Raw genomic sequence first — 23,293 nt, forward strand, 5'->3', positions numbered from 1 at the left:
GTGTTAAATTGCAATCGGGCACAGGTTATAATAGGATAGAGAATGAGGTGAATGAATAAAGATGGCTTTTCATATTGTATTAGTAGAACCCGAGATTCCTGCGAACACAGGCAATATTTCTCGCACATGTGCGGCAACAGGTGCTCATCTTCATTTGGTGAGACCCCTTGGCTTTGACACCGATGATAAGACCCTGAAGCGAGCTGGCTTAGATTACTGGCATTCGGTGAAGATTCACTACCACGATTCTTTCGATGAAGTTATGGCAGCATATGAGGGGCATAGATTCTTCTTTGCGTCGACGAAGGCTAGCAAACGTTACTCTGATTTTGTCTTCCAAGATGGCGATTTCTTCGTATTTGGTAAAGAGACCAAAGGACTGCCAGAGGAGCTGCTGCGTCAGCATCCGGACACCTTGATCCGGCTGCCAATGTCCGACGCGGTAAGATCATTAAATCTTTCCAACTCTGCGGCTATTATTTTATATGAGGGATTACGTCAAACGGGATTTGTAGGTCTTGAGTAGGGAGACTCATGACCTATATTTTTTGTCGCTCTACCGACATTTCTGACAAGAAAAGAAAGTTTTTGGGGCTTTAGCAGAAGGAATTTCATGATTCGCGGCGAATAGTATCGGTAAGCTCGATATGGAAATGTTGGTCGATGTGAAATTGCCGGAAGTGTAGAAAACGTCTGGGAAAAGAGAGGTGAAGTCCTATGATGAAGCCAGCTGGAGTCGTACGTAAAGTCGATCAATTGGGACGAATCGTGTTACCTAAATCGTTACGAAAGCGATACCAAATGAACGAGGGAGATCCTGTAGAAATTCTTGTACAGGGTGACCATATCATTCTCGAGAGATATCGTCCGAAATGTGTGTTCTGCGGTAGCATGGAAAGTGTCAGTGAATTCAAAGAACGTTATATCTGCGGCGTTTGCGTAACTGAAATGAACCTGCTTAAGGCGAGAGCCTAGTAGTTAAAAAAAAGAAAAAGCATCGCTTCTCCAACTGGAGAAGACGATGCTTTTTTTCTTGGCTTAAAGGCCTTTTGTTTTGTCCTCGTTATAGGAAGCCGTCAACATAGCGACGATAAATAATAGGAAAACGGAATTAACGAGCCAAAATGTTGTGGATAAACCGAACATTGCTGCACCTCCTAAAAGTTTTCGGCAGAAAACCGACTTCGTAAGTATTCCCTATAGGGTTAAAGAACATTTTTGCAAAATATAAGCATTTTTACTTGTTTCACATAATAAGTCGGCTATATTTCTCCATAAACACACTCGTCCTTTTAGGACGGCGTAGCCGTTTATTTTGCATAGTTAAGGCTTATTATACCCAACCATCCCCAAAAAAGAAACGAATATTGTGTGAATAATTTGGGTCATTTGAAAAACAAGAAGTTCGTAGCAAGCGGTCGCAGTCTGCCATCTGACGGGCGATTGATTACGCTGCCACCCCAGACAAGCGTTGTCGAGCCGCCGCCATCCAAGTTATAAGCATCCACTACGCCTAGTTGCTGCATCTTATCCTGCAATTCAGCAAGCGTAGCGCCTGAATTGCCGCTTTCATCGTAGCCATCTGTGACAAGGAATAAGAGCTGGTCATGCTTATAGTTGGCCATCACGGTTCGCGCTGCTCGTGCTGGAGAGCTTTGCCATTGATACGGAATGGATGTCTTGCTGCCATTTTTCATCAGCACAGGGACAAAGGTCGAACCCATCAGTGGGTTCAGCTTATCGAGCTCCGATTGCGAGCTGAACTTGCCGCCGATCAACTTGCGATCTTTGTTCAAGCCGATGAAGGCTGTGTCATTGTTGGTGGGGAAGAAGCCGTTCACATATTTCCCATTCATCACCGTCGTGTCGAGCGGATAGCGTTTTCCACGGTTATCATCCGCGAAGCCGCCAGCGTTAATGCCAACAACGGCGCCGTAGCGCGAAGCTGCGGCTAATGTCGTTTCACTGGAGCCGAGCTTATCATTCCCCAGTACGAGCTTGATCGCTTTATCGCTTTTGAGGTTCACTTTAAGAGCATAACCTGAATAATGTTTTTCATTCAAAGCAAATAGCTGAATATCGATATTGCCAGAAGTGGCCTGGCGGATCGGACTGCCAAGCTTAGCTGTAATCCTTGCGTCATAGATAAGTCCGGGTTTGGCGATTTGGGAAGCTGCGCTTTGGAGCATAGCGGTAACTTCTGCCGTGCTCTTCTCGTACAGCTGGAAATACTGCTGAATAACGGTTTTCGTTTGGATTGCGTCATTGTTCGCCTGTGTCAACAGGCTGTTTAAACTGGTCGTCTCTTGTGCAAGATTGATCGGTGTCGAAACAACTGGCGATTTCACTGGGATGGAAATATGAAGGGAGACGAAGAGCAGCCAAATCAGCATACCTAGAAAAGGTGCGCAGGCTAGCAACATAACACGATTGATTTGCTGAATCGAATTCACTGTCATTATTTCAACACATCCAGATTTTTGGTCAGTTCATCTAGCTTCTTCTTGACGTCTGCGAGCTGAGTATAAAGTTGATTACTATTATCGGTCTTGCTGTTAGCGCTATCCTTGGTGAATGCCAGTAATTCATTCAATGAATCTACCTTGGCTTGCAAAGTCTTCATATCGGTAGATACACTATCCTTCAACTCAGAGACTTGCTTCTGATAATCTTGCTGAACAACTTGTAATTGCTGCTGGGTTTGCTGTGCGATATCGGTCGATATTTGTTGCCTCAGATGTTCAGTGTACATCATCGTAGCTGTTACTCCGACTGCGATCAGCATGACCCAACCCACGAATAGGAAGACATACGTTTTCTTCTTGACCCGGGTTGCTTTCGACGTGCGGGGAAAAGAATTCGCCGTTGCGCTCTCAATGGGCATACTCATGAAAATCACCTCTTACTACTAGTATAGCATATTCCATTATTTTCTCGGAACTTTAGATAGAATTCGCTGTTTTTCGATATTCACCCGGGGTCATGCCCGACATTTTTTTGAAAACTTTGCTGAAATATTTCTCATCCTGATAACCAACCATCTCAGCAACTTGAGAAATGCGAAGATTAGGATTGCAGAGCAGTACCTTGGCCTTACTCATCCGAATTTGTCCTAGGTAATCAGAGAGATTGACGCTAAACTCCTGTTTGAATTTACGGGAGATGTATTCGCGGCTAAGATAGAAACGGCTGGCAATATCCGCAAGCGAAATATCTTCATGATAATGCTTTTCTAGAAAGTTAGCGATTTCGAAAATCACATTGTTATCTTTATGTTGGCTCTCCAAATGGAGCTTGGATACTTGAATGAGGCTGCGTGTCAGCTCTTGCTGCCAGAGGGAAAGGGACAGAATGCCTTTCTCGTCAAGCGTAATAATCGAGGCTGCGTTATCCTCAAGAAGCAGCGGCTGTATGTCTTCCTCACGGCTATCCGGTATTAATTGCTGGATCCAGCGGCGCATCATAACCCGATATTCTCCCCACCAATGCTCAAGCTGAGCAGGCGTAATGACATCACTACTCTTGATGGCGTCAATCCAGATCTGAACAATATCCTGAATCTGCTCGACATTTCCACTACGCAGAGCTAGATGAATTTGCTCCTCAAATTGGTGGAAAGTCAACGTTTGCTGGGATCCCTTGCTCGGGAGCAAGTTCGTATGAATCCACGTTTCTTTGGTTGTTAGGTTACGTTGCCGCAGGGCATCTCGCGCTTCTTGATAGGATAGTTTCAAATGACTAGGGAAGTTGTGGCTACTCCCAATCCCGAAATCTACACGGGCATGCAAGGCGGTGCGAATGCCGTCATTAATCGTTGCCAACAGTTCTTCTGCTATGGATGGAGCCGACCATAAGAAGAGCACAATTTCATTCGAATTATGCAAGTGTCGGAAGGCGTAGCCGCGCTTATGCGGAACAAGAAATTCATTGCAAATATTAATCAGTGAGAAGAGGAGAAGATCGATATTTTGACTGAATTTATTTTTAATACTAGCTTCCATGGTATCTAAAGAGAGAATCGCAACACGACAAGTTGCAACACTTCTGGATAAGTGAAGTTCACGCTCGAGCTGGTCAGCCACTGGTTCGTAGGTGGCAGGTTCAGCAATTAACGCGGAAAGCAGCTTATCCCAGTAAATAGGTTTAAATTGGTTAACCTCGATATTCAGTTCGCGATTGGCATGCCGCTGCTCCTCATCTTTGAGCCAGGTTTGAATCGCTTTGTCCAAAGCCTCGTTCAACTGATCCGGATCAATCGGCTTCAAAATATAATCCGTTCCACCATACTTCACGGTGTGTCGCAGTAAAGAGAAGTCATCGTGACCGCTAATGACGATCGTCTTGGCGTCAGGCGCATGGCGATGCAGCCACTCAAGAAGCTCGACTCCGTTCATGATAGGCATCATCATGTCGGTCATAATAATCTCCGGATGCTCACTACTTACCAAGGCAGTCGCTGCCTCTCCGTCGGACGCTTCTAGTATGGTATCGATCCCGTATTGCTTCCAATTCACCAGTAATCGGATGGCATCGCGTACGTGCTTCTCATCATCTACGAGTAGTACTTTCATATCAGGTAACTCCCTTTTTCATCGGAATATGGATGACAATCCGCACGCCGTGGGGATGGACATGGTCAATCTCCAAAGTTGCATCATCATTGAAATAGAGCTGGATGCGCGTCAGGACGTTGCGTAAACCGATATAGGAATCATCGGTAACGGATGGTGCTTTCAGTCGACTACGAACTTCAAGAATTCGTTGTTCCGTCATCCCGATACCATTATCCGCCACGGTAAGCTTCAAGTAGTCTCCCTCAGGGGTAGTCAGCTTCTCCGATTCGATGTGTAACAGACCGACGTCTTGCGAATGGCTAGGTTTAAAACCATGCTTGAAATAATTTTCGACAAGCGGTTGAAGAATCATTTTAGGAATAGAAATGGTCCCAGTTCCTTCTTCAATCGCATACACAATATCAAATTGGTGTTCAAAACGCTGCTTCTGCAGCTCCAAATACGCTTTAATATGATCAATTTCTTTGCGAAGAGGAACGACAGATTCATTCGTGTTCATGCTGTAATGCATCATTTTAGCTAACGAATTAATGAGGGTGTAGATCTTAGGTGCTTCATGCTGCAAGGCCAATGTTCCGATCGATTGTAAGGCATTATTCAGAAAATGCGGATTAATTTGCGCCTGCAGCGCCATCAACTGATTCGATTTATTCGCTAGTTCTAGTCGATATTCACGCATAACCATTTGATTCAAATCCTGCATAAGGCCGTGGAAGCGGTTCGCGAGGATCCCCATCTCATCAGTTCTGGTCAACTCAATGTCGCTCTGATGATCACCTAGTCCAGCTTGTCCCGTTTGAATGCGTGTAATGTAACGAATCAATTGTTTAATAGGAGCCGTAAAACGGATGCTAATATACACCGTGCCAGCCATGACAATCAACATCGAAAAAGAAAGGATTAGGGCATTAATGAAAGTCAATTGGCGAGCGTTCTTGGTGAGCTGCTCATACGGAAGACGTTTTACAATCGTCCAGTTCAAATAGTCTGTACGCATTTTCTCATACATATTAATCCCCGCAAAAGCACCTTTCGACCATTCATAGCTGCCTTTGTCAAGGGTACTGTGCACGGCTTCATCACCCCAATTACCATCTAATTGAAGTCCCCATTTGCTTGGATCTGGACCGAATACGATACGCCCCGTTTCATCTAATATGTAGAGTTCCTCTTGATCATGAGTGAATAGGCCTTGTGAAATATCTGAAACGAGATCCAAATTCAAATCAATAATTAGCTCACCAATAGATTGATTACTAGGTGAGTACATGATGTTGCGGTGCATAGAAATAACTGGCGTTGGGTTAGAATATGCAGAGAGTGACATGCCATACAAATTGTTCTGATGCTTGATTTCGAAATACACAAGCTTGCCCGCAGGGAACGGCTGCAGTCCCTCGTATTTACCAGCCATGCTTACTTGAATGTCATTATGGGTAAGGAAAGAACTGTTGCTAACGGAGGCATACAGGTAAATTTGTTTGATTTCTTTAACCGAATGTGACATGACCTGTAGACCGCTTTTGATCACTTTATCGCTCTGATAGTTGATCTCGGGCTGCGTTTGAATGATCTCATAAAATTGGCCGAGCTCAGCAATATTCCTACCTGTGTAAATGGTTGAGGAGGCTTGAACCACACCATCTAAATAGTTCACGAGATTCGTTTTACCTTGTGAGAGTAGGGCGGAATTGTTGGTCAGCGTATCTTCTGTCACTTTCTGTTTGGTGAAGAAATAGGAGACGCCAAGTGAGGTGAGGAAGGGCACAAGGGTGGCAATCAGCAGAAATAAGATCAATTTATTACGAATACTGTGTCGTATCACGCTTCATCAGCTCGGTTTCTGTATTGGGATTTTCCCCTACATTGTAGCAGGAGAGGTCAACAAATTCCACCTAATGCGTCACCATCGTCTGTGTTTTGGGGTACTGCGGCACTCTATACTTGGAGTACAGTAGCAGAATGGTAAGGGGGACTTCCCAGTGAAAACAAAAAGAATGCTTTCCGGATGGCTTCAGCAATGGGTATTTATTGGACCTGCGTTAGTCTTTTTTGGCATCGTGGTCTTGATTCCATTTCTGATGAGCATCTATTACTCGTTTACCGAATGGAATGGTGTAACAACCAAAGTAACCTTCAATGGACTTGAGAATTTCAAGCAAATCCTATTCCATGATAAGGATTATCGCAATGCTTTTAACTTTACATCACGCTTGACCGTGACGAACGTGATTCTAACCAATCTTGTAGGCTTTTTATTAGCGTTATTGCTCACGCAATCGCTGAAAACAAGGAATGTGTTGCGCACAATCTTTTTTATGCCCAACGTAATTGGTGGTTTATTGCTCGGTTTTATCTGGCAGTTTATCTTTGTAAAAGGGTTTGCAACTCTTGGAAATCTCACGCATATCGGTTTCTTCGAACTGCCGTGGTTAGGTGATTCACCGACAGCTTTCTGGGCAATCGTTATCGTTAGTGTGTGGCAGGGCGCTGGATATCTCATGATTATTTACATAGCTGCCTTGTCGAATGTTCCGAAGGATATGCTGGAAGCAGCATATATCGATGGTGCATCCCGCTTGCAAGTACTGCGGAGCATCATCGTGCCACTCATCATGCCAGCGGTCACCGTGTGCTTGTTCTTGACGATTTCGTGGTCTTTCAAAATCTTTGACTTGAACTTCTCTTTAACCAAAGGCGGGCCATTCAATTCCACGGAGTCGGTTTCCATCAATATTTATCAAGAGGCTTTCCGTAATAATCGGTATGGTTTAGGTACGGCCAAAGCTCTCGTATTCTTCATCGTGGTTGCCATCATTTCAACCATCCAAGTGATGTACACCAAGCGCAAGGAGGTTGAGGTCTAATGGCTTCCGTCAAAAAATATACAGGCCGATTATTTGCTCTTGAAGTTCTTGGCATTCTAGTTGCCTTACTGTTCTTGATTCCGTTTTACTTCGTCATCGCGAATTCATTAAAAACGTTTCCTGAATTAGCAGCGAATACGGCGAAGCTGCCAAGCTCTCTCTATCTAGATAACTACACCAAAGTGTGGAGTATTATGAAGTTCCCGAAGGCGTTCTTCAACTCTTTGTTCATTACGGTTTTGAGTAATGTAGGACTCGTGGTCATTTCCTCAATGGCAGCGTATCGCATGGTGAGAAAAGCAAGTAAGTTCAACAATCTTGTTTTCTTAGCTTTCGTTGCTGCCATGGTGATTCCATTCCAGTCGATTATGATTCCGCTTGTTCGTGTAGCAAGCCAAGTAGGCTTTATGGATAGCAAGCTAGGATTGGTTGCGTGTTATTATGGATTTGGCGTTTCCTTAAATGTGTTCTTGTATCATGGTTTCATCAAATCCATTCCACTGGAAATTGAAGAGTCAGCCAAAGTAGATGGCAGTTCAGCATATGGCGTGTTTTGGAAAATTGTATTTCCACTGCTTAAGCCAATGTCGATTACCATCATCATCTTAAACAGCTTATGGATTTGGAATGACTATCTACTTCCTTCTCTCGTACTTGGAAATCCAGAGCTGCGGACCATTCCGCTTGCTACCTTCTCGTTCTTTGGACAATATACGAAACAATGGGATTTGGCGCTTGCTGGATTAACATTAAGCGTACTGCCGATCGTAATTTTCTTCTTGTTCTTACAGAAGCACATCGTAGAAGGGATTACAGCGGGTTCAGTAAAAGGGTGACAAAATTGCAAATATGTTCAAGATATTCCACCTTTATGTTCAATATACTCGGTGTTAAGCCAGGATGTAAGTGTTTACAATGAATCATGTAAGGAAGCAAGGCAAGAACAAGTAAGTGAGATTAAAAGAAGAAACAAGTTAAAGGGAGGCATTACCTAAATGAAAAAATTAACAATGGTTTCAGTGGCAGCAGTATTATCCCTATCCGTATTAGCAGCTGGTTGCGGTAAAAAAGAAGAGACAGCAACTCCTGCTCCAACTACGGGTGCATCAACAGCGACAGCAACGCCTGCTGCTAGCGGCAAGCCAGTTACCATTAAAATGTTCCAATTTAAAGTTGAGATCGCAGATCAGCTGGGTAAAATGGTGCAAGAATATCAGAAGTTGAATCCGAATGTCAAAATTCAAGTCGACACAGTCGGCGGTGGAGCTGACTACGGTGCAGCGCTTCTTGCAAAGTTTAACGCAGGTGACAAACCGGATATCTTTAACAACGGTGGTTTCACAGATCTTGATAAATGGATCGATAACTTGGAAGATCTATCCGATCAACCATGGGTAAAAGATCTTGTAGACGTTGCGAAAGAGCCAATGACCAAAGGTGGAAAACTATACGGTCAACCACTTAACCTTGAAGGTTACGGCTTCCAATACAATAAAGATCTTTTTGCCAAAGCAGGTATCACTGAGCTTCCAAAAACGTTCTCTCAATTAGAAGCAGCAGCTAAAAAATTGAAAGATGCGGGTATCACTCCATTTGAAACAGGCTATGCCGAGTGGTGGGTACTTGGAAACCATTTCGTGAACCTTCCATTTGCTTATCAAAAGGATCCGAATGCGTTCATCGATGGCTTGAACAAAGGTACAGCGAAAATTACTGGCAACGAAGTGTTCAACCAATGGGCGAAATTGTTCGACCTTCAACTGCAATATGGCAACAAAAACCCTCTGCAAACCGACTACAATACACAAGTAACGGATTTCGCAACGGGTAAAGCAGCTATGACGCAACAAGGTAACTGGACACAAGTTCAAATTACGAAAACAAACCCAGACATCAAAATTGGCTTCTTGCCAATGCCGATCAGCGATGATGCAGCAACAAACGACAAATTGTTCGTAGGCGTACCGAATAACTGGGTTATCAACAAGAACTCTGCAGTTAAAGACGAAGCTAAGAAATTCTTGAACTGGATGGTTAGCTCCGATATCGGTAAGAAATATATCACAGATGAATTCAAGTTTATCCCTGCTTTCAAATCCATTCCTGCTGACGAGAAAGTACTTGGACCATTAGCAGCAGACATCATTGCTTACAGCAAAGCTGGTAAAACATTGAGCTGGAACTGGTTCAAATTCCCAGGTGGAGAAGCATCCAGTAAGAAATTCGGCGATATCATGCAAGGTTATGTTGCTAAGAAGTATACGAAGGATCAAATGTTGGAAGAATTCCAGAAAACATGGGATAGCCTTAAGAAGTAACCCGAATCTAGACGTACATCAAGCCTCAGCGTGAATGCTGGGGCTTTTTGCTGTTTAACAGATGTTGCAATGGCTGTTACAATGAAGAGGACTGGAGGTTTACCATGAATCTTACTATCAGAGCTTGGTTGCAGAGCAGAGGGAATACGCTTCCACATGAGAAAAGACTGTCACGCGAAGCTGTCATTTCTTTACTTATTCATTCCATTTTTCAATTCGGTGCTTCCATGTCAGGGGTGTTTCTCAATTTATATTTGTGGCGGTTAACGCATAGTGTTGTCGTGAACGGAACCTACAGCATGATCGTGTACATCTTAACACCGATCGGGTTCGCCATTGGCGGGTATATGATTAAGAAGAAGGATCGTATGGTCGCGTACCGGCTAGGTATTGTACTGATCGGTCTCTTCTATTTAAGCGTGAGTATTGCTGGGGAGCGGTTGGTCGATTATTATGTGCTTTTTGCCATATTTAATGGATTAGCTGGCGCTTTCTACTGGGTTGGCTATTTAACACTGATGTATGATGTGTCCACGGAGCATAATCGGATTCGCTATCTTGCTTTCAATATGATGTTCTTCACAGCGGCTACGCTTGCAGGGCCAGCACTTGCTGGTTTCATCATTCGATTAAAAGAAGGGTTAAGCGGATACACCATCGTCTTCTCCATTGCTTTCTTCATGTTTCTATTGGCTGCGTTAATTTCTTTGAAAATTAAGGCGTCAAGCGGGCATCATCGTGTGTATTATTTGAAATATACGGGGCTCATTATGAAGAAAAAGCAAGAGTGGTCGAATGCGCTGCTTGGCTTCTTCGGCATGGGCTTGCTGCAGGGCACGATGTTGTTTCTACCGAACATTCTCCTATTCAAAGTACTGCCGCGGGAAGACTTGGTCGGCTACCTAGGCGTCCTTTATTCGAGTCTAAGCATCGTCATGGGGGTCTTTATTTCGAAGTACGCGAATGCGGGCAGGGCAAGGATGTATTTGACCATTTCTACGGTGGGTTACCTCGTTGGGGTCTCCTGTATTATAGGAAGTTTAAATGTGTGGTCTGTGGTTGGCTTTATGATTCTGTACTCGATCTTTGCACCGCTGCAAGGGAATACCATGACGGGTTTCTATTATAGCCTCATTGCGAGACTTCCTCTTAAGGGGGAATTAAAGGTAGAAAGCGTGGTTGTCCGGGAATTTTTCTTAAATGTGGGTCGGGTTATTTCCATTCTTGTTCTCATTACCTTTGGAAGTGATTTGGATGGGGGTCTTATTCCATGGATTCTGTTGATAGCTGCTTTGACGCAGTTTGGCTTGATTTGGTCGATTAAGAATCGGTAGGGATATAAGTGCAAGTTAAACAAGTCCAGTTTTCAGCACCGAGGAGATTGAAAGAAGCTAGGAAATGAGGAGCCGAGCGTAGTGGAAGCTACGTGAGCACCGGAAGTTCCGGCTGAATTCAATATTCGATGTCGAATACACTTCTTGGATTACCTCGTGATCAAAAGTGGACAACGGATTAGAGGCTGACAATTCGGTTATCCTAGATGGTAGTGAATTGGAGAAATGGGGCATTGTGCAGATGGAGAAAGTAGATATTCTGATCGTCGGAGGAGGCATTGCAGGGCTTCAAGCGGCGATTCAATTAGGCAGATATGAGCATAAGGTACTTGTGGTTGACGCAGGCTACGGCCGTTCGACCCTATGCAAAAGCTATCATAATATTTTAGGTTGGCCAGATGGGGTATCGGGGGAAGAGCTGCGACGTGTAGGCAGGCTTCAAGCAGAGCGATTAGGGGTTGCTTTTGTCCAAGATGAAATTGTTCAGGCTGTCGCCAAAGGAAGAATCGGTGACGGCTTCGAGCTATGGGGAAAAAGTGGCCGAGGCTATGAAGCGAGAACGCTTCTACTGGCAACAGGTTTAATGGATCGGATGCCTGAACTCCCGAACCTGAAAGAATGCTTGGGGTTAACGGTATATGTATGCCCCGATTGCGACGGATATGAGATCAAAGATCGAAATACGCTAGTGATGGGTTCTGGTGATGCAGGGGCAGCGATGGCGATTAAACTCCGTCATCGAACCGAGCAAATGACGTATGTGAATCATCAGCATCGGTCCGTGAAAAGTGAGTATCTTATGGAAATGAAGAAGAAAGGCATTACTTATTTAACGGAAGATCTTGATGAGGTTCTGGTGGATTCGCCCGGACGATTCCAGGGAGTTGTGCTTAAAGATGGCAGACGCCTTGAAGCGGAACGAGGCTTTATTGCGTTTGGTGGGAATGAAGTGAAATCGGATCTGGCTCGTCAGCTTGGTGCAGAACGTATGGAGAATCGGCATGTGATGACCGATCCTCGCAGTAAAATGACGAGTGTCCCTTTCGTCTGGGCGGCCGGCGATGTCGGCGTTCATGCGGAGCAAGTGACGATTGCGATGGGAGAAGGCTCACAGGCGGCCATCTGGATCAACAAGGCGTTGCTAAGAATGAACGAAGAGGCGAATGTTCATCGGGTTGTGATTCGGTCTTAGGGTTGGAGTAGGGGATAGTCTATAAAACCGACTAACTCGGGCGCGGCAAGGGTAATGGCAGTCGAGTTAGTCGGTAAAACCGACTAATTCGGGCGCGGCAAGGGTAATGGCAGTCGAGTTAGTCGATAAAACCGACTAATTCGGGCGCAGTAGGTGTTTTGGCAGTCGAATTAGTCGGTAAAACCGACTAACTCGGGCGCAGTAGGTGTTTTGGCAGTCGAATTAGTCGGTAAAACCGACTAATTTAGGCTAAAATTTGGGAAAGCTGTAACTACGTGCGCATACTCTACTAAGGCCTTCTCGCCGTTGGGGGTAAGATGGTAAATGCCTCGGCTTTGTCGGACGAACCAACGATAGTAGTTTTGCTGCAGAAGTGAGCTCACGTTCATATTGCTGGTCATCTCGCGCAGCTTGCGTGGGCTGAGTGGACCGTGTTGCTGCATCAGATAAGCGCAGTGCAAAGATTTCTCTCGGTATGCGGTCATTAGCTTCTGCTGAGAACTGCCGCCGACATTATAGTCGCCGCTGCGCTCATGGAACTCGGTCATTAGCTTGCCGGAAGCCCTCTTGTTAGGGCGTAAAGTATAAGGAGTAGGCTCACAGACGAGATCGACTGTGGGCTGTTTGCGTTTGTAGAATTGGACTGTCAAAACGCCAAGCCCCAGCATGCGACAAAGTCGACGAATATCCTCCCATTGTAAGCGGTGGGGGGCTTTTCCTTTGTTAGGGAGCTCGAAAGCGACATATACGTCTTGCGTGAGCTTCAAACGTTCAATGCCTTGAACGAGAAGGGGGATATTAAAGCCTTTCTTTAATTCAACGATAACCGGAGGCTCATCGCCTCGAATTGCCACTAAATCACAGTGCTTAACTTCTCCACGAACGGTATAACCACGCTGCTCGAAGAAGTGTTTAATCGGTGCATACAGTTCGGTTTCGGTCTGGATCGGCATGAGGGTTTCTTTCTCCTCTTTTCGTGCAAAAAGTCTAATAGAATGGCTTTTATTATAGCATAGGTTGCGCTAGAATAGGTGGTAGATTAACTTGTACGTACAGGTTAGGAGATGAGAGCTATGAGTGAGTTATTAAATGAATGGTTAGGAAAAAGGTTTACTTGCGCCTGCGGGCAAAAGCATGAGATTCCGATTCGCCGTATTGTCATAGAACGAGATGCTTTAGCTGATGTTGTTGATTATGTGAGGGAAGCGGGCTATGAGGAAGTGACGCTCGTAGCGGACGCGAATACGTATGCGGTTGCTGGTGAGAAGCTGCGCTCTCTGTTGGAAGATGGCCAAATAAGAGTTGGCTTAAGTGTGATTCGCGAGAACGGTATGGGGGAAGTAGCTGCTGAGGAAGAAGCAATCGTTCAGTTGATGTTAGACACATCACTGACATCCAAGGTTTTGATCGCCGTGGGTTCAGGCACACTCCATGACATTGTGCGTTTCGTTAGTCATCGTACGAATCGGCCATTCCTTTCCGTTCCGACAGCCCCATCAGTTGACGGGTTTGCCTCTGTTGGCGCTCCGCTCATCGTCCGTGGCTTCAAAATGACGATACCTTGCTCATCGCCGGAGGCGATCTTCGCTGACTTGGGGCTGCTTGCTGCAGCGCCGCAAGAAATGATTGCAGCTGGCGTCGGCGACATGCTCGGCAAGCATACCTCGCTCGCGGACTGGTCACTCGGCCGCGTGCTGCTGGATGAGCACTACTGTGAGCTGAGTGCTCGCTTGACCTTGGAGGCGGTGGAGCTGTGCACCGCACATCTGGAAGAGATTGCGCAGCGCACTGAGCTGGGCATGCGTCGATTAATGGAAGGCCTGATCCTATCCGGCCTTTCCATGCTCTTGGTCGGCCACTCGCGGCCGGCCTCAGGTGCTGAGCACCATCTCTCCCATTATTGGGAGATGGTGCTTCTGCAGCAGCGCCGCCGGGCGCTGCTGCACGGCGCGAAGGTCGGCGTCGCGACCGTGCTCATGGCGCAGCGCTATCAAGCGCTGCTTGCGATCACGGCCGACGAGGCCGCTGCGCGCCTAGCGCATGGGCAGGCCCCGAGTGCGCAGACGGATACGGAACGCATCCGGGCGGCCTACGGGGCCATGGCCGAAGCCATCATCGCCGAGAACGCGTCGGCGATGGGTGGGGATGCGCGTGCGCTGCAAGCGCGCATCGCAATGCACTGGGGCGATGTGCTCAGCATCGCCCGGGCGGTTCCGCCGCCAGAGCAGCTTGCTGCGTGGCTCGCGGCGGTGCAGGGGCCGGTAGCGCCAGACCAGCTGGGCGTGGAGCCAGCGCTGGTAGAGGCGTCGCTGCAGGATGCGCTGTTCGTGCGCAACCGGTTTACGATCTTGCGCTTGCAGCGGCTGCTGTAAGCACAGAGTCAATGGGTTGAGGAGATGCATGACAAGGTTGAAGGGGAATCTAGATGCGCTATTTCATCGAAATCGATCGAAAATGACTCCAAGGGGAACGTAGGTACTCTATTGGTTCGATTTTCAAGAATTTGGCATTATTTAAACAAAATAGTGCACTGTAGTTCCCTTACGCTGTTCATTTTACGAATTTAGCCGTAATAGGGCATCCTCGTTCCCTACCAAATGTCGCCGATATTCCATCTTTCATAAAAACGTCAGTCCTCTAGTGGGGGCTGGCGTTTTTCAGTATGCTTCCGTGAAAAGTGTAAAAAATCACAACCTCACTTAATTTTTGCCATCCCGTAATGTGGAATTGTTTTCTATACTGGTAGCTAATGCTAGGCGGTTCTACATCATGAAGGAGGCGTAACATGAAATTTGCTAATGAGAAAGTCAGCGATATCCAAATCGCTTATATTGGCGGCGGCTCGATGTATTGGGCTAAAAATCTAATCGCCGATTTAGCGCTGGATGGTCAATTATCGGGCACGATTCGTTTGTATGATCTTGACTATGGGAAAGCCAGAAATAATGAAAAGCTGGGGAATTCGGTTTCTGATTATCCAGAGACGAAATCCAAGTGGACATACAAGGCGTATCCGACGCTTCAAGAAGCGCTGAATGGATGCGACTTTGTCTTTATCTCGATTCTTCCAGGTACCTTCGAGGAAATGGAATCCGATGTCCATGCACCGGAACAATACGGTATTTACCAAGCCGTTGGCGATACAACGGGACCAGGGGGACTGCTCAGAGCGCTTCGCACCATCCCGATGTATGTGGAAATTGCCCAAGCAATCGAGCGATATTCTCCGGATGCTTGGGTGTTTAATTACACGAATCCAATGACGCTCTGTACGCGAACGCTGTATGAAGTGTTTCCTAAAATCAAAGCTATTGGTTGTTGTCATGAAATCTTCGGCGTGCAAGGGTTATTGATTCGCATGCTTCGTGATATGGAAGGAATTGAAGGTGTACACCGTGATCAAGTGAAAGTGAATGTGTTGGGTATTAACCATTTTACTTGGATCGATCAAGCGACGTATCACAATATGGATCTACTTCCGATGTATCGGAAGTTTGTTGATAAATATTATGAATCTGGATTTGAACATAACAAAGATGCTTGGGTTACGAACACCTATACGGCAGCGAACCGAGTGAAGTTTGATCTATTTCGGCGCTATGGGGTAATTGCAGCAGCAGGTGACCGCCATTTGGCGGAATTCATGCCTCCTTGGTATTTGAAAGATCCAGAAACGGTGCGATCCTGGAAGTTTGGCTTAACGACGGTCCAGAGTCGTGTCGAGAAGCATGCTGCAACCGAGCTTTTTTACGGAAAGCTGCTAAGTGGTGAGGAAAAACTACCGCTCAAGACATCAGGTGAAGAGGAAGTTAGGCAGTTAAAAGGTTTGATTGGACTTGAGCAATTTGTAACCAATATTAACGTTCCTAACGTTGGCCAAATGAAGGGTATTCCACTGGGAGCAGTTGTTGAAACGAATGCTGTGTTCTCTGCGAATAGCTTGCGTCCGGTCTACGCGGGAGAGCTTCCGATGGAAGTTAATAATCTGGTCCTGCAGCATACGATGAATCAAGAGCTTATTCTGAAGGCTGCTCTTCAAAAGGACAAAGAAATAGCCTTCAAAGCGTTCGTCAACGATCCGCTTGTGACGATTGATATTCACGATGCGGAAGTATTATTCGATCAGATGCTGCACAATACAAAAGCGTACTTACCTGGATGGAATATCTAGTGGCAGGTCGGCCATGAGTGCAGATGCAGCGATATCCAGCGAATCCGCCTCTATAAATCCGCAGGATGATAAAGCTGTTCGCCGGATGATTTTCAAATTGGCAGGTCCATCTTTGACGGAAATGCTGCTCATGAATGCAACCCAAATGGTGATGATGATTCTAGTCGGACATCTCGGGGCCGTTGCCGTGGCAGCAGTTGGCTTAACAAGCCAACCCTATTCCTTATTGACCGTACTATTTGCAGCGCTGAATTCGGGTACAACGGTTATCGTTGCTCGTTCCACTGGAGCGGGGAAGATGGGGGACGCGAATTTAGCTGCTGGGCAATCGCTTATGCTAGGTACTGTCCTATCTGTTCTTATTGTTTCGATTGGCGTCACCTTTGCGGAGAGTCTGCTTCAACTGATGGGCGCTAGTGATGAGGTCGTTCAGGTTGGACTAACCTATGCGAAAATCATGTTTTTCTCAATCGGTTTTTCCTCGATTTCATCTGCTTTATCTGCTATTCTGCGAGGCTCGGGCGACACCCGAACACCGATGATAATCAATGTGCTGGCAGGCTGCATGAATGTGACCCTCGGGTTCTTGTTGATTTATGGTCATCTGGATTTTCCGCAAATGGGCATTACGGGTGCGGCAATTGCTACGTTGGTGGTTCAGTTCGGAGCGATGATTTGCTTTATCGTTGTCATGTTCAGCGGGAGGTTTACAGTTCGTATCGGATGGTCAGAAATCAGCCGTTTGGATCGAGTCATGATCAGCCGAATGTTGAGGATTGGCATACCAAGTAGTCTAGAGCAGTTGATCATGCGATTAGGGATTATGACTTTTGTGAAAATTTGTGCGGGATTGGGGACTGTTGCCATCGCGGCATCGCAAATTGTAACGAGCATCATTGGCATCTCGTTTATGCCAGGTGCTGCATTCGCGATAGCAGCTTCAACGTTAGTTGGGCAAACCCTAGGAGTAAGCAAACCTGATCTTGCCGAACGATACGTGTGGCAGGTCCGAAAGTACGGCATGATGGTGGCTGGCTTTATGGGGGCGCTTTTTATTTTGTTCGCACCGCATATCCTTAGGCTGTATACAAATGACGAGACGATTATTCGTGAAGGGGCCTGGGCTCTTCGAATCGTAGGTTTTATTCAAGTATCACAAATATCGCAATTTGTTCTTGGCGGCGCGCTGCGAGGGGCGGGCGATACCCGTTATCCGTTATATTCGACGTTCATTGGTGTGTGGGGAATTAGGGTGGTACTGAGCTACTTGTTCGTGTACGTCTTCCATTGGGGCATGATCGGATTATGGACAGCGGTGGCAAGTGATCAATTTCTTAGATCTAATCTAATTTATATGAGGTTCAAACGCGGGGCTTGGAAGCATCTCAAGATTTAATACGCACAAAGGGGACGCGTCAAAATGGGGATTGTGTACGATTCGAATTCGCAAACCTTCCATCTTCAAGGGAAGTCATCGAGCTATATCATGCAGCTGATCAACTCCACCTATGTAGCCCATGTTCATTGGGGGCGCCAAGTGAGGGGAAGCAATCTGGGAGGATTGCTCGCTAGGAGACGACGCTGCTCTTTCTCTCCATCCACAGATCCGGCTGATCTGACACTGTCGTTGGACACATTGCCGCAGGAATATCCGGGATATGGGGGAAGTGATTATCGAGTTCCGGCCTATCAGGTTCAAATGGAAGACGGCACGACAGTCAGTGAACTGATCTATGAGTCCCACCAGATTTACGCAGGAAAAACACCGTTAGAGGGACTTCCATCGACCTATACGGAGGATGAGAGTGAAGCGGAGAGTATCGATATCGTAATGAGTGATAAGTTGATCGGATTAAAGGTGATACTCACTTATACGGTATTTCGTGATTTGGATGCCATTACCCGGTCTGTTCGATTCGTGAATGAGAGTAAACAGTCCATCAAACTGCTGCGCGCACTGAGCATCGGTATCGATATTTCCCACAGCGATTTCGATATGCTCCATTTATCTGGCACATGGGCGCGCGAGCGTCATATCGAAAGACGTCCTCTTGCCACAGGTGGTTCTGTGATTGAAAGCCGACGCGGGGCTAGCAGTCACTCGCTGAACCCCTTCATGGCGCTGCTCTCAAAGCAAGCGGATGAAGATCACGGAGAAGTTTACGGATTCAGCCTCGTTTACAGCGGGAACTTTGTTGCTCAAGCCGAAGTAGACCCTTATGGTACGACTCGTGTCGTGATGGGCATCAACTCATTTGATTTCTCGTGGCTCTTGGAGCCTGGGGAAGCCTTCCAAACGCCCGAAGCGGTTCTCGTTTATTCTGCCGAAGGTCTCGGCGAGATGTCGCGCACCTATCATAAGCTGTACCGCACACGGTTATGCCGTGGACAATTCCGAGATCGTCACAGGCCGATTCTGATCAACAACTGGGAAGCCACGTATTTTAATTTCAACGCGAATAAAATTGAAGAGCTTGCACGAGTGGGCAAGGAGCTCGGTTTGGAGCTTCTTGTACTGGACGATGGTTGGTTCGGCAAGCGTGACAATGATAAAAGCTCACTCGGCGATTGGTTCGTTGATCGAAACAAGCTCCCACAAGGCATGCCGGAATTGGTGAACCGTGTGAAACAGCAAGGGCTAGAGTTCGGTCTATGGTTTGAGCCAGAAATGGTTTCCCCAGACAGTGAGCTGTATCGGGCTCATCCCGACTGGTGTCTGCATGTGCCAGGCCGGCGAAGGACAGAAGCACGGCAACAGTTGATTCTGAACTATTCGCGTCAAGATGTCAGAGAGTATATCGTGAAAGTCATCACCGATATACTTGCGAGCAGTCCCATCACGTACGTGAAATGGGATATGAACCGCAATATGACGGAAATCGGATCGGCCCAACTCCCGCCAGAGCGGCAGCGGGAAACGGCACACCGTTATATGCTTGGACTTTACGAAGTGATGGAGCGGATAACCTCGGCATTTCCGAATGTATTGTTCGAAAGCTGTTCCGGCGGTGGCGGGCGGTTCGATCCAGGCATGCTCTACTATATGCCACAGACATGGACGAGCGATAATACGGATGCCGTTGAACGGCTGAAAATTCAATATGGCACGAGTATCGTGTATCCAATCAGTTCGATGGGCGCTCATGTATCTGCTGTCCCTAACCATCAAGTGCATCGGACGACGCCGCTTGATATGCGTGGGCATGTGGCGATGTCGGGTAACTTCGGTTACGAGCTTGATTTGACCACTTTCACAGAAGCGGACAAGGAAGCCGTGAAGGGGCAAATCGAGCTATACAAACAATTACGGCCACTGATCCAGTTTGGCGAATTTTATAGACTAATTAACCCTTTTGAACAAGCTAGTGCGGCATGGATGTTCGTTTCCGAGGATAAGAAGGAAGCCTTGGTTGCTTTTTTTCAAGTGCTGTCAGAGCCCAATGCACCTCTCAGGAAATTGCGATTGAAGGGTCTTGCACCAGAAAATAATTATTTGCTAAATGAAGCGGGAGATCTAGATGAGTCTGTGGAAATATTTGGTGGAGATGAACTCATGCACGTAGGTCTTAATTTGCCGATCTGGAAGGGCGATTATCGAAGCCGCCTTTACCGCTTGAAAATGGAGGAATAACAAGATGAAAAAGCTGCGTTTCAGTGATTTGCAGGATAAGAGGAACGGTCACATTTTGCAGGATGTATTACCAGGTGCTTATTTGTCTACAGGCGGTTTGTCTTTCGCGAAACGGGGCGAACGCAGCCATACGAATGATGGTCCTGAAGGAAGAGACTACCATGTTCACGGAGATTGTGAAGCTTTCCTTATTTTGCAGGGAACGGGAACGATGGAGATGAATGGGGAGCATATTCCAGTTACAACGGGAGATATCGTGATTATTGAGCCAGGTGAGGATCATCATCTTAATTCCAGCGAAGACGATCCAATTGTCACTGTGTGGTGTCATGCAGGTCCGAATCGGCATAAGAATCAACACCAGGAGGATGTCGTGTGAACAAAATCATAAGCACGGATATCCATTCCTTCAATTTATCTAGTGAGGATCATGGGTTTACCGTCACGTTGCAAACAACTAAGCTGCAGGATGGCGTCAATCTTATTACACTGCGATTGGAATCAGAGGAGGCGGCAACGCCTCCCGTCTTCACCCTTCGTTGGTCGCATCCCGCCTGTGATATTCAAGGCAGCTGGCATCCGGCCCAGGATCGGAATAAGAGCTTTAAGGCCGACTGGATGCGCACTTTGCGCTCCAATGCTGCTGCGTCGGCTCCTGTTTATGCTTTATTTAATAGCAGGGGTCGCAATAGGATGACATTTGCCTATTCAGATGCCCTGAACACGGTACATTACTCTGGAGGCATCAGTGAGGAAACAGCCGATTTCCATTGCTGTGTTCAGTTGTTTACAGAGACGACGGCACCTTTCCGATCGTATGAAGCGAAGCTCCTCGTAGATACGAGAGATGTTCCTTACTATGAAAGCCTTGATGGCGTTCAAGCGTGGTGGAGCGAGATGCCGGAATATCGTCCGGCGTTCGTTCCTGAGGCTGCTAAGGAACCAATGTATTCGACTTGGTATAGCATGCACCAGAATGTCACGGACACCCATATCGAAGAACAGTGCCGTATCGCCAAAAAGCTGGGGATGGAAGCTGTCATCGTAGATGATGGCTGGCAGACCGCAGATAACCGCAGAGGGTACGCCTATTGCGGAGATTGGGAGACTTATGAGGGCAAATTCCCCGACATGCAGCGGCATGTGGATGCGGTTCATGCATTAGGCATGAAGTTTATCCTCTGGTACTCGGTACCTTTTATTGGCAAATACAGTCAGGCATGGCATCGATTCAAGGATAAAATCCTTCGATTTAATGAAGGACACGGAGCCGCTGTGCTGGATCCGAGATATCCAGATGTCCGGGAATATATCATCAATACGTATGAAAAAGCGGTCAAGGAATGGGGCTTGGACGGCTTTAAGCTTGATTTCATTGATACGTTCTATTCGCCTGAGTTGCAGCTGCCTTCCACAGTGGAAGGTAAGGATTATGAGTCGATACCAGCTGCTGTTGACCGTTTACTGACGGACTCGATTGGTAGATTGAGAGAATTGAACCCTGCTATCATGATCGAGTTCCGTCAAATGTACATTGGTCCTGCGATGCGCAAATACGGCAACATGTTCCGCGCTTCTGATTGTCCGAACGACAGCATCCAGAATCGCGTGCGAACACTGGATCTTAGGCTGATTTGTGGAAATACGGCAGCCCATGCCGATATGATCATGTGGCATCCGGAAGAGCCCGTGGAGAGCGCTGCCTTGCAGTTAATAAACTGTTTGTTCTCGGTGCCGCAGGTATCTGTCCTTTTGGATAAACTGCCTTCTGATCATTTGAAAATGCTAACCTACTGGCTCGCCTTCTGGAAAGAGAATCGCACGCTGTTGCTGGACGGTACTATTGCGCCGATGAATCCGGAATTGTTATATCCGTTAGTCCGTGCGGTTCATGAGGATCGAGGGATTGTCGTCGCTTATCATGAGCAAATTGTGCCTATCGATGCAGCCGTGCCGGTGTCTCAGTGGATCGTTGTGAACGGCAGAAGACAGGACGGACTCTATCTAGAGGTTTCAGGTGAAATCGGGATAGCGCAGGTGACCATTCGCAACTGCTGTGGTGAAATCACGGAGGAACAGTCTGTTGAATTGCGATCAGGTATGCATAAGCTTGCAATTCCGGCGTCAGGTCTTGCAACCATCTCGATTAGATAAGATTAGAAACACGGAAGTATTAATATAGGGGGTCAACGATGCGATGAACTATGCAGCACATGAAGGCAGATATGCGGACATGCCGTACAATCGAAGCGGGAAGAGCGGATTAAAGCTGCCGCCGATTTCGTTTGGATTATGGCACAATTTCGGTGGCGTCGATCATTTCGAGAACAGCAGAGCGCTAGCGCGTCATGCTTTTGATCTGGGGATTACGCATTTCGATCTTGCGAATAATTATGGTCCACCGACGGGCTCAGCAGAAGAAGTGTTTGGGCAAATATTGAAAAAGGATTTGTTGCCGTATCGTGACGAGCTAATTATCGCTACGAAAGCAGGGTACCGCATGTGGGATGGTCCCTATGGGGAACGTGGTTCCCGTAAAAGCATGCTCGCGAGCATTGATCAAAGCTTGAAACGACTAGGCATGGATTATGTGGATATTTATTATTCGCACCGTTTCGATGCAGAGACGCCTCTAGAAGAAACGATGAGCGCTTTGGATCAGGCTGTACGTCAGGGCAAAGCACTGTATGTCGGCGTGTCCAACTATAATGCGGAGCAAACGGAGCAAGCTGCAGCTATTTTGAAAGGTCTTGGCACTCCGTTCATCATCCATCAAGTACACTATTCGATGTTCGAAAGACGGTTGGAGCAGGGACTACAGGATGTTTTGGCAAGTGAAGGTGTAGGGTCCATCGCCTACAGTCCGCTCGCCAGGGGGCTTCTGACGGATCGTTATTTGGAAAACATTCCGTCCGATTCCCGTGCTGCGGGGGGCAGTGTGTTCCTAAGACCTGAGGATATTACGGAGGCCAAGATTGCAAAGTCTCGTCTTTTGAATGCATTAGCTCAGGAGCGGGGGCAAAGTCTTGCCCAGATGGCTTTGGCATGGGTTCTTCGCAAAGGGCTAGTGACTTCTGCTTTAATTGGTGCAAGTAAAGTGAGTCAGCTGGATGATAATGTGGCAGCGTTGAAGCAGCCTCATTTCACGCAGGAAGAATTGGATCTGATCGATCACATATTAAGTAAATGAGCTAAGAGCATCGGGT

19 protein-coding genes are annotated in these 23,293 nt (G+C 46.8%); 14 read left to right on the plus strand and 5 right to left on the minus strand.

Going from position 1 to position 23,293, the window contains the following annotated elements:
- Positions 1–61 precede the first annotated feature (61 nt).
- The gene (gene trmL / locus ACSQ8O_RS09390) at positions 62–526 is read left to right on the plus strand and encodes a tRNA (uridine(34)/cytosine(34)/5-carboxymethylaminomethyluridine(34)-2'-O)-methyltransferase TrmL (protein WP_436241338.1); all 465 of its coding nucleotides are present in this window, start codon (positions 62–64) and stop codon (positions 524–526) included.
- Positions 527–720: 194 nt separating this feature from the next.
- Positions 721–975, plus strand: coding sequence for an AbrB/MazE/SpoVT family DNA-binding domain-containing protein (locus ACSQ8O_RS09395; protein WP_056624765.1), 255 nt, complete (start codon positions 721–723; stop codon positions 973–975).
- A gap of 410 nt (positions 976–1,385) precedes the next feature.
- Here the strand turns inward: ACSQ8O_RS09395 and ACSQ8O_RS09400 are convergent, their stop codons facing one another.
- From ACSQ8O_RS09400 to ACSQ8O_RS09415, 4 genes are read right to left on the minus strand one after another with little or no spacing between them, the layout of a single operon-like run.
- Positions 1,386–2,459: a phosphodiester glycosidase family protein gene (locus ACSQ8O_RS09400; protein WP_436241339.1), complete on the minus strand. Its 1,074-nt coding sequence runs from the start codon at positions 2,457–2,459 to the stop codon at positions 1,386–1,388.
- The gene (locus ACSQ8O_RS09405) at positions 2,459–2,890 is read right to left on the minus strand and encodes a hypothetical protein (protein WP_056624663.1); all 432 of its coding nucleotides are present in this window, start codon (positions 2,888–2,890) and stop codon (positions 2,459–2,461) included. Before ACSQ8O_RS09405 ends, ACSQ8O_RS09400 begins: the two co-directional genes overlap by 1 nt.
- Before the next feature lie 52 nt (positions 2,891–2,942).
- A complete protein-coding gene (locus tag ACSQ8O_RS09410; protein WP_436241340.1) occupies positions 2,943–4,571 on the minus strand; it encodes a response regulator in 1,629 nt (542 codons plus the stop codon).
- Between the two features lies 1 nt (position 4,572).
- Positions 4,573–6,399: a cache domain-containing sensor histidine kinase gene (locus tag ACSQ8O_RS09415; protein WP_436241341.1), complete on the minus strand. Its 1,827-nt coding sequence runs from the start codon at positions 6,397–6,399 to the stop codon at positions 4,573–4,575.
- A 172-nt stretch (positions 6,400–6,571) separates the two neighbouring features.
- Here ACSQ8O_RS09415 and ACSQ8O_RS09420 point away from each other — a divergent pair, with 172 nt between their 5' ends.
- From ACSQ8O_RS09420 to ACSQ8O_RS09440, 5 genes are all read left to right on the plus strand, one after another.
- Entirely contained in the window at positions 6,572–7,441 is an 870-nt protein-coding gene (locus ACSQ8O_RS09420; protein WP_056624762.1) for a carbohydrate ABC transporter permease, read from the plus strand.
- Positions 7,441–8,277 carry a carbohydrate ABC transporter permease gene (locus ACSQ8O_RS09425; RefSeq protein ID WP_171629999.1) on the plus strand — a complete coding sequence of 279 codons (837 nt, stop codon included), beginning with the start codon at positions 7,441–7,443 and terminating at the stop codon, positions 8,275–8,277. Before ACSQ8O_RS09420 ends, ACSQ8O_RS09425 begins: the two co-directional genes overlap by 1 nt.
- Positions 8,278–8,436: 159 nt before the next feature.
- Positions 8,437–9,759, plus strand: a complete 1,323-nt coding sequence (locus ACSQ8O_RS09430; protein ID WP_436241342.1) for an ABC transporter substrate-binding protein — start codon at positions 8,437–8,439, stop codon at positions 9,757–9,759.
- Positions 9,760–9,863: 104 nt separating this feature from the next.
- A complete protein-coding gene (locus ACSQ8O_RS09435) occupies positions 9,864–11,093 on the plus strand; it encodes an MFS transporter (RefSeq protein WP_436241343.1) in 1,230 nt (409 codons plus the stop codon).
- A 241-nt stretch (positions 11,094–11,334) separates the two neighbouring features.
- Positions 11,335–12,285, plus strand: coding sequence for an NAD(P)/FAD-dependent oxidoreductase (locus ACSQ8O_RS09440; RefSeq protein WP_436241985.1), 951 nt, complete (start codon positions 11,335–11,337; stop codon positions 12,283–12,285).
- Positions 12,286–12,524: 239 nt separating this feature from the next.
- Here the strand turns inward: ACSQ8O_RS09440 and ACSQ8O_RS09445 are convergent, their stop codons facing one another.
- Complete coding sequence (locus ACSQ8O_RS09445; RefSeq protein ID WP_436241344.1) at positions 12,525–13,238, minus strand: DUF2161 domain-containing phosphodiesterase; 714 nt, start codon at positions 13,236–13,238, stop codon at positions 12,525–12,527.
- 120 nt (positions 13,239–13,358) lie between these two features.
- On the opposite strand from ACSQ8O_RS09445, the gene ACSQ8O_RS09450 reads away from it, so the two are divergent.
- The 7 genes from ACSQ8O_RS09450 to ACSQ8O_RS09480 all read left to right on the plus strand — a co-directional run bounded on the left by ACSQ8O_RS09450 (position 13,359) and on the right by ACSQ8O_RS09480 (position 23,277).
- Positions 13,359–14,657 carry a sn-glycerol-1-phosphate dehydrogenase gene (locus tag ACSQ8O_RS09450; protein ID WP_436241345.1) on the plus strand — a complete coding sequence of 433 codons (1,299 nt, stop codon included), beginning with the start codon at positions 13,359–13,361 and terminating at the stop codon, positions 14,655–14,657.
- Between the two features lie 413 nt (positions 14,658–15,070).
- Positions 15,071–16,456 (plus strand): alpha-glucosidase/alpha-galactosidase, encoded by a 1,386-nt coding sequence (locus tag ACSQ8O_RS09455; RefSeq protein ID WP_436241346.1) that lies wholly within the window; start codon positions 15,071–15,073, stop codon positions 16,454–16,456.
- 13 nt (positions 16,457–16,469) lie between these two features.
- Positions 16,470–17,852 carry an MATE family efflux transporter gene (locus ACSQ8O_RS09460; RefSeq protein WP_436241347.1) on the plus strand — a complete coding sequence of 461 codons (1,383 nt, stop codon included), beginning with the start codon at positions 16,470–16,472 and terminating at the stop codon, positions 17,850–17,852.
- A gap of 24 nt (positions 17,853–17,876) precedes the next feature.
- On the plus strand, positions 17,877–20,087 hold the full coding sequence (locus ACSQ8O_RS09465) for an alpha-galactosidase (protein ID WP_436241348.1): 2,211 nt from the start codon (positions 17,877–17,879) through the stop codon (positions 20,085–20,087).
- 4 nt (positions 20,088–20,091) lie between these two features.
- Complete coding sequence (locus ACSQ8O_RS09470; RefSeq protein WP_436241349.1) at positions 20,092–20,466, plus strand: cupin domain-containing protein; 375 nt, start codon at positions 20,092–20,094, stop codon at positions 20,464–20,466.
- Entirely contained in the window at positions 20,463–22,241 is a 1,779-nt protein-coding gene (locus ACSQ8O_RS09475) for a glycoside hydrolase family 36 protein (RefSeq protein ID WP_436241350.1), read from the plus strand. The genes ACSQ8O_RS09470 and ACSQ8O_RS09475 overlap by 4 nt, the downstream gene beginning before the upstream one ends.
- A gap of 43 nt (positions 22,242–22,284) precedes the next feature.
- Positions 22,285–23,277: an aldo/keto reductase gene (locus ACSQ8O_RS09480; RefSeq protein WP_436241351.1), complete on the plus strand. Its 993-nt coding sequence runs from the start codon at positions 22,285–22,287 to the stop codon at positions 23,275–23,277.
- Positions 23,278–23,293: the final 16 nt, after the last annotated feature.

Source organism: Paenibacillus sp. LjRoot56, from assembly GCF_964253335.1.
In the GTDB taxonomy this organism is placed as follows: Bacteria; Bacillota; Bacilli; order Paenibacillales; family NBRC-103111; genus Paenibacillus_E; species Paenibacillus_E allorhizoplanae.

What these genes read in the sequence shown, in the direction of transcription:
- ACSQ8O_RS09405 (WP_056624663.1), bottom strand. Translation starts at nt 2,890, where the DNA reads ATGAGTATGCCCATTGAGAGCGCAACGGCGAATTCTTTTCCCCGCACG.
- ACSQ8O_RS09410 (WP_436241340.1), bottom strand. Translation starts at nt 4,571, where the DNA reads ATGAAAGTACTACTCGTAGATGATGAGAAGCACGTACGCGATGCCATC.
- ACSQ8O_RS09400 (WP_436241339.1), bottom strand. Translation starts at nt 2,459, where the DNA reads ATGACAGTGAATTCGATTCAGCAAATCAATCGTGTTATGTTGCTAGCC.
- ACSQ8O_RS09460 (WP_436241347.1), top strand. Translation starts at nt 16,470, where the DNA reads ATGAGTGCAGATGCAGCGATATCCAGCGAATCCGCCTCTATAAATCCG.
- ACSQ8O_RS09440 (WP_436241985.1), top strand. Translation starts at nt 11,335, where the DNA reads ATGGAGAAAGTAGATATTCTGATCGTCGGAGGAGGCATTGCAGGGCTT.
- ACSQ8O_RS09395 (WP_056624765.1), top strand. Translation starts at nt 721, where the DNA reads ATGAAGCCAGCTGGAGTCGTACGTAAAGTCGATCAATTGGGACGAATC.
- ACSQ8O_RS09420 (WP_056624762.1), top strand. Translation starts at nt 6,572, where the DNA reads ATGCTTTCCGGATGGCTTCAGCAATGGGTATTTATTGGACCTGCGTTA.
- ACSQ8O_RS09430 (WP_436241342.1), top strand. Translation starts at nt 8,437, where the DNA reads ATGAAAAAATTAACAATGGTTTCAGTGGCAGCAGTATTATCCCTATCC.
- ACSQ8O_RS09435 (WP_436241343.1), top strand. Translation starts at nt 9,864, where the DNA reads ATGAATCTTACTATCAGAGCTTGGTTGCAGAGCAGAGGGAATACGCTT.
- ACSQ8O_RS09470 (WP_436241349.1), top strand. Translation starts at nt 20,092, where the DNA reads ATGAAAAAGCTGCGTTTCAGTGATTTGCAGGATAAGAGGAACGGTCAC.
- trmL (WP_436241338.1), top strand. Translation starts at nt 62, where the DNA reads ATGGCTTTTCATATTGTATTAGTAGAACCCGAGATTCCTGCGAACACA.
- ACSQ8O_RS09455 (WP_436241346.1), top strand. Translation starts at nt 15,071, where the DNA reads ATGAAATTTGCTAATGAGAAAGTCAGCGATATCCAAATCGCTTATATT.
- ACSQ8O_RS09445 (WP_436241344.1), bottom strand. Translation starts at nt 13,238, where the DNA reads ATGCCGATCCAGACCGAAACCGAACTGTATGCACCGATTAAACACTTC.
- ACSQ8O_RS09450 (WP_436241345.1), top strand. Translation starts at nt 13,359, where the DNA reads ATGAGTGAGTTATTAAATGAATGGTTAGGAAAAAGGTTTACTTGCGCC.
- ACSQ8O_RS09425 (WP_171629999.1), top strand. Translation starts at nt 7,441, where the DNA reads ATGGCTTCCGTCAAAAAATATACAGGCCGATTATTTGCTCTTGAAGTT.
- ACSQ8O_RS09480 (WP_436241351.1), top strand. Translation starts at nt 22,285, where the DNA reads ATGAACTATGCAGCACATGAAGGCAGATATGCGGACATGCCGTACAAT.
- ACSQ8O_RS09465 (WP_436241348.1), top strand. Translation starts at nt 17,877, where the DNA reads ATGGGGATTGTGTACGATTCGAATTCGCAAACCTTCCATCTTCAAGGG.